General features: G+C 31.8%; 12 protein-coding genes. 1 reads left to right on the forward strand and 11 read right to left on the reverse strand.

All coding sequences use genetic code 11. From position 1 onward, the window contains the following. Window positions 1-147: 147 nt before the first annotated feature. On the forward strand, window positions 148-1,764 hold the full coding sequence (locus WBG30_RS05925; RefSeq protein ID WP_424503724.1) for a putative manganese-dependent inorganic diphosphatase: 1,617 nt from the start codon (window positions 148-150) through the stop codon (window positions 1,762-1,764). Between the two features lie 62 nt (window positions 1,765-1,826). Here WBG30_RS05925 and WBG30_RS05930 read toward each other — a convergent pair whose 3' ends face one another. The 11 genes from WBG30_RS05930 to WBG30_RS05980 all read right to left on the reverse strand — a co-directional run. After that, window positions 1,827-2,993 carry an iron-containing alcohol dehydrogenase gene (locus WBG30_RS05930; protein ID WP_424503725.1) on the reverse strand — a complete coding sequence of 389 codons (1,167 nt, stop codon included), beginning with the start codon at window positions 2,991-2,993 and terminating at the stop codon, window positions 1,827-1,829. A 53-nt stretch (window positions 2,994-3,046) separates the two neighbouring features. Continuing rightward, window positions 3,047-3,442 carry a MerR family transcriptional regulator gene (locus WBG30_RS05935; RefSeq protein WP_424503726.1) on the reverse strand — a complete coding sequence of 132 codons (396 nt, stop codon included), beginning with the start codon at window positions 3,440-3,442 and terminating at the stop codon, window positions 3,047-3,049. 179 nt (window positions 3,443-3,621) lie between these two features. Beyond that, window positions 3,622-5,292, reverse strand: coding sequence for a peptide ABC transporter substrate-binding protein (locus WBG30_RS05940; RefSeq protein ID WP_424503727.1), 1,671 nt, complete (start codon window positions 5,290-5,292; stop codon window positions 3,622-3,624). Between the two features lie 95 nt (window positions 5,293-5,387). Beyond that, window positions 5,388-6,398 (reverse strand): ABC transporter ATP-binding protein, encoded by a 1,011-nt coding sequence (locus WBG30_RS05945; protein ID WP_424503728.1) that lies wholly within the window; start codon window positions 6,396-6,398, stop codon window positions 5,388-5,390. After that, the gene (locus WBG30_RS05950) at window positions 6,399-7,397 is read right to left on the reverse strand and encodes an ABC transporter ATP-binding protein (protein WP_424503729.1); all 999 of its coding nucleotides are present in this window, start codon (window positions 7,395-7,397) and stop codon (window positions 6,399-6,401) included. It lies immediately after the preceding gene. 9 nt (window positions 7,398-7,406) lie between these two features. After that, window positions 7,407-8,579 (reverse strand): ABC transporter permease, encoded by a 1,173-nt coding sequence (locus WBG30_RS05955; protein ID WP_424503730.1) that lies wholly within the window; start codon window positions 8,577-8,579, stop codon window positions 7,407-7,409. Window positions 8,580-8,589: 10 nt separating this feature from the next. After that, complete coding sequence (locus tag WBG30_RS05960) at window positions 8,590-9,510, reverse strand: ABC transporter permease (protein WP_424503731.1); 921 nt, start codon at window positions 9,508-9,510, stop codon at window positions 8,590-8,592. A gap of 448 nt (window positions 9,511-9,958) precedes the next feature. Continuing rightward, window positions 9,959-10,306, reverse strand: a complete 348-nt coding sequence (locus WBG30_RS05965) for a RidA family protein (protein ID WP_424503732.1) — start codon at window positions 10,304-10,306, stop codon at window positions 9,959-9,961. Window position 10,307: 1 nt separating this feature from the next. Beyond that, window positions 10,308-10,637, reverse strand: a complete 330-nt coding sequence (locus tag WBG30_RS05970; RefSeq protein ID WP_424503733.1) for a hypothetical protein — start codon at window positions 10,635-10,637, stop codon at window positions 10,308-10,310. 133 nt (window positions 10,638-10,770) lie between these two features. Next, the gene (gene kdsA, locus WBG30_RS05975) at window positions 10,771-11,610 is read right to left on the reverse strand and encodes a 3-deoxy-8-phosphooctulonate synthase (RefSeq protein WP_424503734.1); all 840 of its coding nucleotides are present in this window, start codon (window positions 11,608-11,610) and stop codon (window positions 10,771-10,773) included. 80 nt (window positions 11,611-11,690) lie between these two features. Beyond that, window positions 11,691-12,300 (reverse strand): YdcF family protein (locus WBG30_RS05980; protein WP_424503735.1); only part of this gene is annotated, 610 nt, incomplete at its 5' end.

A 12,300-nucleotide genomic window follows, 5' to 3' on the forward strand; every position in this document is an offset into this window, starting at 1 on the left:
GTTTTACTTACAACTTATCCTTGTTTTTTAATGATTAAAGTGGTAATATATTTAGGTTAAAATATTTATAAACATAATAAATTAGGAGTTTTTGCCTGTAATAAGGTGTGACTTTTAATATTTCACTATAATTTTAGGAGGTCAACAATGAAGGAGAAGATTTTAATTTTTGGGCATAAGAATCCAGACACAGACTCTATATGTTCAGCTATTGCATATTCTAACCTTAAAGAACAATTAGGAGTTAATACAAAGGCTGTTAGATTAGGACAATTAAATAAGGAAACTGAATTTATTTTAAATTATTTTAAAGTAGCAACGCCACCTTTACTTACTACTATTAAACCACAGGTCAAAGATTTGACTAAAGTTGAAAAAGAATTGATAAAGGAAACTGACTCTATTCAAAAAGCATTAGAGATCATGACTACTGAAAATTATTCAAGTTTACCTGTTGTAAATAAAAATAATAAATTGGAAAATATGATCCATATCTCAGAAATTGCAAATGCATATTTAGAGATGAGTACTAGAGATATCTTTATTGACTATGAAACAACATTTGAGAACATTTGGGAAACTTTAAAAGATTCTGCTGTTGTTGTCAATGGAGTATATCCTACAGGTAAGATAGAAGGAAGACTAAGAGGAGTATCTGAATTAGCTAAGATTGCTAAAGAAGATGTAGTAGTCACTACACTTTTTTCTGGACATATCCAAAACGCTGAAAAAGCTGGTGCAAAAATCATATTTTTATGTGTAGATAAAAACGATGAAGTCCCTAATTATGATGTGAATATACCACTTGTTAGAGTTAATAAGGGAATCTTTAAAACCTTTAAGATGATATCACAGTCAGTTCCTGTAAGATCTCTTTTAAAACATAAAAACTTTTTCCATTTTAAAACTACTGATTTTATAGAAGATATTCAAGATATTATGAAAGATTCTTCTCAAACTAATTTCCCAGTTGTAAATGAAGATGGGACTATATTTTCTACTATTAGATCTAAACATATTATGAACTTTGGTAAAAATGAAGTTATATTAGTAGATCACAACGAAAACTCTCAATCGGTAGATGGAATTGAAACTGCTAAAATATTAGAGATAGTAGATCATCACAAATTTGGAAATTTTGAAACTTCTGAACCACTTATGATCAGAGCTGCTGCTGTTGGTTGCACTTGTACAATAGTCTATGGATTATTTAAAGAAAACAACCTTACTCCTAATAAAACCATAGCTGGACTTATGCTAAGTGCTATTTTATCAGATACATTGATATTCAAATCTCCTACTTGTACACCAAAAGATATTGAAGCTGCTAAAGAATTAGCTATCATTGCAGAAGTAGATTATCAAAAATATGGAATGGAAATGTTAATTGCAGGAACTTCTTTAGAAGATAAAACTCCAAATGAGATCATAACTATGGATATGAAAGAATTTTCCATGGGAAAGTTTCAAACTGCAGTTGCACAAATAAATACTGTTGATATCGATGGATTATTAAGTAATAGAGAAAATCTAGAATTAGCTATGAATGAGATGATAAACGAAAATAACTATGATTTATTCGTATTAGTTATGACTGACATAGTTAATAACGGTTCTAAAATTCTAGCATTGGGAAATTCTATTGAACTAGTAGAAAAAGGATTCAATGTAGAATTAGAAGTTGGCACTGCTTGGTTAGATGGTGTAGTTTCAAGGAAAAAGCAAATTGTTCCTTTCCTTATGGCTGCCAGCCAAGGGATGTAAGATAGATTACAAAAGAGGAGATAGCCGTCGGCCATCTCCTCTTTTTATTTGAATATTTTAAATTATAATGCTTTTATTATTATTTCTCTTGTTATCTCTAACGTTTGATCGCCTCTTTCAGATAATTTAACCATACCATGTGATTTTAAAGAGTCTATGATTCTATTTATATTATCTTCTTTTATTCCATAATCTGATAATTTAGTTGTAATCCCCAAACTTTGAAAAAACTCTTCAGTTTTTAGAATAGCTAAGTCAACCTTTTCTTCATTAGTCCCTTCTCTGATGTCCCATACTCTTTCTGCATATTGAAGTAATTTTTCAAATTTTTCAGTCTTTCTAATTTTCCAGGTAGCAGGTAAAATAGCAGCCAAAGTTTTAGCATGATCAATTCCAAATATTGCAGTCACTTCATGCCCGATCATATGTACCGACCAATCCTGAGGTACTCCAGAACCAATAAGTCCATTAAGTCCCATTGTAGCTGCCCATACTAAATTAGCTCTAGCATCATAGTTAGTAGGATTTTCTATAGTTTCTTTTCCTATCTCTACCAATGTCTGAAGGATTCCTTCAGCTGTTCTATCTTGAAACTTAGCATCTACTGGATATGTAACATATTGTTCTACAGTATGAATAAAAGTATCTACAACTCCATTAGCTACTTGAGTTTTAGGTAGTGTATAAGTAAGCTCTGGATCTAATATAGAGAATATAGGAAATGATTTTTTACTAAAGATAGCTAATTTATTTTCTCCATTACTTATTACTCCTCCATTATTCATCTCTGAACCTGTGGCTGGTAGAGTTACAACAGTCCCAAATGGTATAGTTTTATCAACTGATATCATTCCTTGAGTTAGTAATTTCTCTTCTTTCCCAATATATTCATCTTTACATGAAGCTATCCCAATAAATTTAGTTCCGTCCATAACAGAACCTCCTCCAACAGCTAATATAAAATCAATTTTATTCTCTCTTACTAATTTAACCGCTTTCATTAAAGTTTCAAATTGAGGATTTGGTTCTATTCCTCCAAATTCAAAAATTTCTCTATTTGATTTTTTTAATTCATCTATCACCTTATCTAAAGTCCCAAATTTCTTTACCGATCCACCACCATATGTAATAAGTATACGAGAATTCTTAGGTACCAATCCATCTAATTGTTTCATTTGACCCTTTCCAAATACAACCTCTGTAGGGTTATAAAAATTAAAATTTAACATTTTTTGCCTCCTCTTGTAAGGGTAATTCATGAATTACCTCTTCATCAATTATTTTAGCATTCATCTTCATCATATATCTTAGATTTAATAATACAATTTCCTTCTTCGTTTTCATATCTTTTTACCTGTTCTAAAACCTCTTTTTTTATTAAATTCAATTCATCTATCTTTTCCTGTATTATATCGACATGATTTAATAAAATTTCTGTTCTTTCTACAACAGTTTCTTTTCCACCCTTTTTTAAGCCTATATAATATACTATTTCTTTTAGTGACATCCCTGTATCTTTGAGGTTAAGAAAAAAATCTATCCAAACTAAATCATTGTCTGTATAGTTCCTATTGCCATTATTATCTCTAGCAATCTCCTTAATAACTCCATTTTTTTCATAATATCTAAGCTTCGATTTAGATATTCGAAAATGTTTTGATACCTCATCTATAGTCATAAATTTCCTCCTAATTCCTTATATATTGAGTATACACCTTAAACCATACTTTAAGGCAAATTTTTTTATAAAATTTAAGTTTTTAAACATAAAAAAGCCTCCTAAAAGTATAAATACTTTTAGGAAGCTTTTATTATTTTACTTTTTATTCTTCTAATCTAGGAGAAGATAGATTAGGTCTATTCTGTTATTTCAATATTCCCAAAGTACCAAGTACCTAAGATATCTCTTTCCCAATTTTTAATCTTATCTTTAACCATTATCACACCTGTGTAGTAATAGATAGGCATAGTGATTAGTTCATCCATCATGATTTTTTCTGCACTATAAAGATCTTTATCCCTGTCTATACCTTGAGTTACTTTTGAGTTTTCAATTAATGCATCAAACTTTTTATTCGCAGGAAAATCTCCTTTCTTATAGTTCCATTGCGCATCATTATTTCCTGAGTAAGAAGTCCATAGGTCTAAGAATGTCATAGGGTCGTTATAGTCTCCAATCCAACCAGCTCTTGCTACTTCAAAGTTTCCTACATGTCTAGTATCCTGGAATACAGCCCACTCTTGATTTACTAAGTTAACTTCTATTCCTAAGTTTTTTTTCCACATCTCTTGGATTGCTTCTGCAACTGCTTTATGTCCTTCATTTGTGTTGTAGATAAGCTCAATTGGAGCCATCCCTTCACCGTTTGGATATCCAGCTTTAGCTAAATACTCTTTTGCTTTTTCTACATTAGCAGTAGTAGAAATTCCATAATCTCCTGCTTTTGCTCTGAAATCATTTCCTTGTGAATCAACTAATCCAGTTGGAACAAATCCAGTAGCTGGTAGTTGTCCAGCCTTAGTAACTTCCGTTACAATTTGCTCTCTGTCTATAGCTAGAGTAAGAGCTTTTCTTACATTTATATCGTTAGTTGGTGCTTTATTTACATTAAAGACATAGTAGTAACACCCTAGATATGGAACTATATGAAAAGTTGGATCTTCCACTTGTCTTTTGGGGATTTCTGGAGTAGGGACACTAATTAATACATCCATTTCATTACTATCATATGCTGTTATAGCAGTACTTATGTCAACTATCATAGACATAGTTACCTTATCTAATTTAACATTATTTTTATTCCAATAGTATGTGTTAGGTGTTAAAACAATTTTATCATTCATATGGTATTCAGAAATCTTGAACGGACCATTTGAAATTGTTATGCTAGGATCTTTTGCCCATCCTTCTGTTTTTTGAATAACTACATCTTCCCTAACTGGCATAAATGTATAAAATGTTACTAAATCTAAAAAGTATGCTGTAGGAGCTTTTAAAGTAACTTTGAAAGTTAAGTCATCTACTACTTCTAATCCTACATTCTCTTTAGTTCCTTTCCCTTCAAAAAATTCCTGTCCACCTTTAATATAGTAAAGTTGGAATGAATATTCCGACGCTACAGCTGGATCTAATGCTCTTAACCAAGCATATTTATAATCTGCTGCTGTTACAGTTTGTCCATCAGACCATTTAGCATCTTTTCTAAGATGGAATGTATAAGTCATCTTATCATCTGAAACCTCTACCGATTCTGCTCCTGCTGGCTGAGCTTTTCCATTAGCATCTGTTCTCATAAGCCCTTCGAAGGTATTGTTTACAACTATCCCTCCATCTGTTGCAGAACATAGCTGAGGATCCACTGACTTTGGATCTGATCCTAAGTTAAATGCCATTACCTGTTCTACCTTTTGTTCTACCTTTTGTTCTACCACTGCTGCATCGGTTTCCTTCGGTTGTTCCTTTTCTCCTCCACAAGCAGTAAGCAATACTGCCATTAGAAGTGTCACTACATAAAAGATTTTCTTCATAAATTTCCTCCTCAAATTAAATTGATAAACGTTGTTACTAAAAAACTAATCATTAAAGTGATAAGTTATTATACATATTCTTTTTATGGAATTATTTATTTTTTAGTTCCCTCATAAAATTCCTTAGAAAAATGGCAAGCTACTATTCTTCCAGGAGCTATTTCTTCCAATAATGGTTCCTTTTGACTACAAATTTCTTCTGCATATCTACATCTAGTCCTAAACCTACATCCACTAGGTGGATTTAATGGACTAGGTACATCTCCCTTTAATATTTCTCTATCTACTTTAGCATTTAATTCTGGATCGGGGATAGGTATAGATGAAAGCAACGCTTTTGTATATGGGTGAATTGGTTTTTCATAGAGTGCATCTGATTCTGCTATCTCTACCATCTTACCTAAATATAGTACTCCTATTCTATCTGAGATATGTTTTACCATAGATAGATCATGAGCAATAAACAAATAAGTCAATCCCAATTTTTTCTGTAAATCATCTAACATATTTACTACTTGTGCTTGGATAGATACATCTAGTGCTGATATCGGTTCATCACAAATTATAAATTCTGGTTCTACCGCTAGTGCACGAGCTATTCCTATTCTTTGCCTTTGTCCTCCACTAAATTCATGGGGATATCTACTTGCATGTTCCTTGCTCAGCCCTACTGTATCCAATAATTCATATATTCTTTTTTGTCTTTCTTCACCCTTTGCTAAATTATGGATATCTAGAGGTTCTCCTATAATATCTCCTACTGTCATTCTTGTATTAAGTGACGCATATGGATCTTGAAAAATCATCTGAATCTTTCTTCTATAAGGTACTAATTCCTTTTCATTCATGTGACTTATATTTTTACCATCATAGATTATATCTCCACCAGTTACATCATATAGTCTTATTATAGTTCTCCCAGTTGTAGATTTCCCACATCCTGATTCCCCTACTAGTCCAAAAGTTTCACCTTTATTTATATAAAAACTAATATCATCTACGGCTTTTAGATGTTGCATCTTTTTTTTGAAAAAACCTGTATTTTTAGAAAAATATTTCTTTAGATTTTTTATCTCTATCAACGCGTTATCATTTTTATTTTCCATCTATCTAACCCCTCCTTTTAATTCTGTCTTAGGAGAATCTGGATGAAGTAACCAACACATAGATCTATGACCTTCTCCACAAGGGAAAAATTCTGGTTGCTCCTCCATACATATGTTCATTGCGTGTTCACATCTTGCAGCAAAAGGACATCCCTTTGGAGGATGTAATAAATCTGGAGGTGTTCCATCTATAGGTACCAATCTTTCTTTATTTTCTATCTTTGGTATAGATTTCAGTAATCCTACTGTATATGGATGTTTTGGATTATAAAATATATCTTCTACCTTTCCTTCCTCCATGATAAGTCCACCATACATAACTAGTACTCTTGAACAAACATCAGCTACTACTCCGAGATCGTGAGTTATTAACACTATAGATGTATTTAATTTATCCTTTAATTCCTTCATAAGATCTAATATTTGAGCCTGAATAGTAACGTCTAATGCCGTAGTTGGTTCATCGGCAATAAGTAGATCTGGTTCACATGAAAGAGCTATAGCAATCATTACTCTTTGTCTCATCCCACCACTAAACTCATGAGGATATGCTTTGATCCTTTTTACTGGATCAGGTATTCCTACTAATTTTAGCATATCAATAGCCTTTTCTAGGGCTTCAGATTTAGATACATTTTGATGTTTTCTAATTGCCTCCATAATCTGATCTCCAACAGTATAAACAGGGTTTAATGAAGTCATTGGATCTTGAAATATCATAGCTATCTCATTTCCCCTTATATTTCTCATCTCTTTTTTATTTTTCTTTAAAAGATCTTCTCCTTTAAATATTATTTCACCACTTTTTACAGTCCCTGGATATTGTAATAGTCCCATTACAGACATCGAAGTAATACTCTTTCCACTTCCCGATTCTCCTACAATTCCCAAAGCTTCACCTTTATTTAAACTATAACTTACACCTCTTACAGCCTGGACTTCTCCTAGATGGGTAAAAAATGAAGTTTTTACGTCCTTAAGTTCAATTAATTTTTCCATGTTTCCCCCTTATTTTCTTAATCTTGGATCCAGTGCATCTCTAAGTCCATCACCTAAAAAGTTAAATGCAAGCATTGTTATACTTATTGCAAGTGATGGAAAAAATAATTGATATGGATAAGTTCTTATTCCAGCCAAGGCATCACTGGCTAAGGTACCCCATGATGCTTGAGGAGCGCTTACTCCAAGACCGATAAAACTTAAAAATGATTCTGTAAATATAGCATTTGGTATCATCATAGTCAATGATACGATGATAGGTCCCATTGCATTTGGTATGATATGTCTACTAAGGATTCTAAAGTTCTTGGCTCCTATAGTCTTTGCTGCCATAACATATTCTTGTTGTTTTATACTAAGAGTTTGACCCCTTACAATTCTTGCCATTCTCACCCAGAAGGTAAGTCCCATGGCTATTATAATTGTTTTTAATCCTGGAGCTATAATTACCATAAGTAATATCACATAAAGTAATAATGGAATCGTACTTATTATATCCATTATTCTCATCATTACTGAGTCTACCTTTCCACCTAAATATCCAGATATTCCACCGTAAAAAATTCCTATAAAGAAATTTACTAGAGTGGCTACAACTGCTACAGTAAGTGATATTCTCGCTCCATAGAGTACCCTTATGAAGAGGTCTCTTCCATGGGAATCAGTACCAAAGAAATAAGTTTTATTAAAAACTCTCTTTGCTATTTCTGTTTCTTTATTCTCTACTAATATTTTATATTTTTGAATACCTGGATTTTTTCTAGATAATTTAGCATTTTTATAATCCAATACTACCCTTTTCCCGTCTACTTCATAGATTTTTTGCAAATTCATAACATCATTTTTAACTGGCTTCAATGAATCTAATAATTTACCATCAGAAGTTACAGTAAATAACTTATATTCTGGATGTACATATATATAATTTGATTTATCTACTTCATATATATCAAATCTAGGAGCTATATTTCCAAATTTAAGATCTTGATCTTCATAACTAAATTTAGATACCATAGGTCCAAAAATTGCTGTTATAAATAATAAGATTATTACTACTAGTCCTATCATAGATAGCTTATTTTGTTTTAGTCTTCTCCAAGCATCCTGCCAATATGTAAGACTTGGTCTTATATTCTTCTCGCCTTTAACTTCATCTGACACTTTTTCCCATCTATTATCCATCCTTTCCCCCTTAATCATGTAATTTAATCCTAGGATCTATCAATACATAGATGATATCTACTAAAAACACCATAATAATATAAAATCCTGCATAAAATATTGTTACTCCCATGATAACTGTATAGTCTCTATTTCCTACACTTTCTACGAAATATTTCCCCATTCCAGGTATAGCAAAGATCTTTTCAATAACAAATGATCCAGTTAAAATCCCCGCTACCATTGGTCCTACATAGGTAACTACTGGTAATAACCCATTTTTAAGAGCGTGTTTACCGATTACTACAAATTCTGATAGGCCTTTAGCTCTAGCAGTTCTAATATAATCTTGTTGTAAAACCTCTAACATAGATGATCTAGTCAGTTTCGATACAAAAGCTAAAGAGAATCCAGAAAGAGCTATTACTGGTCCGATATAATGTTTCCAAGAGGTCAGTCCGAAAGATGGTAATATGCCTAATTTCCCACTAAACACATATATAATCATAGTAGCTATTACAAAACTCGGGATTGTAACCCCTAAAGTAGCTATAACAGTAACCACATAATCTTCCCATTTATTTTGTTTCAAGGCAGATATTATTCCCAATGGAATACCTATTATAAGTACAACTAATACAGCTGTCCCTCCTACTTTTGCAGATATAGGTAATCCAGCTTTTACTAAGTCGATTACATCTACTCCTACTTTTTGAAATGAAGGTCCAAAATCAAAACTAAACACCCCTTTCATATAATCAAAATATTGTATATGTAACGGTGCATTCATGTTAAATTTGGCTTCTAATGCTGCAATTACTGCTGGCGGTAATGGCTTTTCTCTTGTAAAAGGCCCCCCAGGAATAGCGTGCATTAAGAAAAAAGTCGCTGTAATAACTATATACAGTGTAAATAACATTTGACCTAATCGTTTAAAAATAAACTTTCCCATTTCTTCCTCCCTCATTATTAATTTTTACTTAATTTATACATATGATTACCCATATATACAACTATAAATATAGCACATAAATTTTAATAATCCAAATTAACATTCTTTATTAAAACCCTAATTTTATAACTTAAAAGTTTTAAAAAGTGGATTAAATACCATTTTTTAAACACGACTGTATCTAAAAAAAAATTTTAACATTACTTTTTATTAAAGAAAATTAATTTACTTTTAGGTTGTTTTCTCATATATATTTTTAATTTTTCATAAGTAAAAATATGAACTCAACCAAAATTAATTTTAATTTTTAGTATTTTTTATATAATCAACATATATTATAATTGATAAAAAATATAGAAGTCTCTATTTTTACTATAAAAAACTTTTTTTTTAGTATTCCAACAAAAAAACCTCCTAATTTTAGGAGGTTTTAATCTTCTTAATAAAATTATATAGCAGCTATAACAGATACTTCTACCAAAAGAGATTCTCTAGCCATATTCGCTTCTACACAGGCTCTTGCCGGTGTATTCCCTTCCTCTACCCAGTTATCCCACATTTCATTCATCTCTTTAAACTGATTCATATCTTTAATATAAACCGTAGCAGAAAGAATTTTACTCTTATGACTTCCAATATCCGCTAGAAGCTGATCCACCTTTTCCAAAGTTGTTTTTGTTTGTTCTGCCATTCCCTTAGTTTCATCTTTAGGAATCTGTCCACATAAATAAGCTACGTTATTATGAATCACTGCATGACTCATTCTTTTCTGTGTATTATATCGTTTAATATTCATACTACTCTCCTTTTATTTCAATTTTAGTTTTGGGGACTATTTTTTCCGCAGCAATTAGGTGATATAGATAAAGCACAATACATGAAGATCCTATCCCAACTATTGTAAATGGTATAGGTGAATTTGTATAAAGATTATATGTAGTAAAACAAACTCCTACGACCATAGATAAAATAGCCCCTTTATAATTTAATACCATTCGTCTCTTTAAAATATAACCTAAATACATAGGTCCCAATAGAACTACAGCTGATAATCCATATGATAATATTAACCATCTAAGGGCTTGTGGGTATAAAATTGCAAGAAAAGCCGCTAAATAAGTTACCACTACCGCTGCTATTCTAGTTATTAAAAGTTTAGGCTGTATAATCTTAGTGGGGGGATTTAAAAATAAATGTGTTTAGTATTAAAAAAAACCTCTCCCAAAAATTAGGAGAGGTTTTACTTTTTTTAGTAAGTTTCTATCTTTTTACTATTCCATCTATCTCTAACGCTACCTTCAATATTTCTTCTAAATCTTCTAATTTTAACATATTTGGTCCATCACAAGGAGCACAGTCTGGATCTTCATGTACCTCTGCAAATATACCATCTACTCCTACAGCTAATGCTGCTCTCATTAGAGGAAATACATATTCACGATTCCCACCTGTACAAGTTCCCTGTCCACCTGGAATTTGTACTGAATGAGTAGCATCAAATATCACAGGATATCCAAATTCTCTCATCTCCATAAATGATCTCATGTCTACCACAAAGTTATTGTATCCAAAGGTTGCTCCTCTTTCACATAACATAAAGTTTTCACTTCCTGCTTCTTGCATCTTATTAACCACATTTTTCATATCCCAAGGGGCTAAAAATTGACCTTTTTTAACATTTACAGGTAATCCAGTTTTAGCTGCTGCTACCAACAGATCTGTCTGTCTACATAAAAATGCAGGTATTTGTATCATATCTACAACTTCCGCTACTCTTTCACACTGCCAAGGCTCATGTACATCTGTAATCACAGGTATGTCATAGGTATCCTTTACTTTTTTTAGAATTCTTAACCCATCATCTATTCCTACTCCTCTAAAACCATGAATCGATGATCTATTAGCTTTATCAAAAGATGACTTGAATACATAATTTATTTCTAATCTATCACATATTTCTTTGATCTTCCCTGCTACCCTTATACTCATTTCTTCAGATTCAATGGCACAAGGTCCTGCCAAAAGCGTAAATTTACCTTTATTTCCACCTATCTCAAACCTATCTGCTATCCTTACTGATTTTACTTCCTTCATCAACATGTTTGTTCCTCCCTATACCTTAAGTACGGGCAATTCATGAATTGCCCCTCCATAAATTCAAATTTTATTCTTAATTGAAATTAAGATTTTATCTTATAAAATATTAATCCAATATATTCCCATATAGCACTCCTAATATCCACAAAATTACCAGCATTGGGGAAATAACTTTCCATACCGTAACTTTTTTTATATCTAGATACATATCCTGTAGGAGCTGGTATTACCTCTGCACCACATTTTTCAAAGATATATTTGGATCTTTTCATATGGGTTGCAGAAGTTATAAGAGCTGCTTTTTTATACTCATTTTTATCCATTATAACTTTTGTTAATTCTGCATTTTCTTCTGTAGTCCTACTTTTACCCTCTATTATTATATCGCTACTAGGAACTCCTAGATCTATCATCAATTCCTTGTACACACTTCCCTCTGATTTATCTCCATCATACACTGTTCCACCTGTAACTATTATCGATTTAGGAGAGTTTTTATATAGACGTACTCCCTCTATTACCCTAAATAATGCAGATTTACTTGGACTACCAGTTGTAGAAGATAGACTTTTAGGAGAGTTATCATAAATCCCTCCTCCCAAAACTACATAACAATCTACTTTTTCTAACTGAGCTTTAGTTATAGGAGGATAGCTGTTTTCTAAAGGTTTTACTATCATATCTTTTATCGGT

The organism is Psychrilyobacter sp. (assembly GCF_049671765.1).
In the GTDB taxonomy this organism is placed as follows: Bacteria; Fusobacteriota; Fusobacteriia; order Fusobacteriales; family Fusobacteriaceae; genus Psychrilyobacter.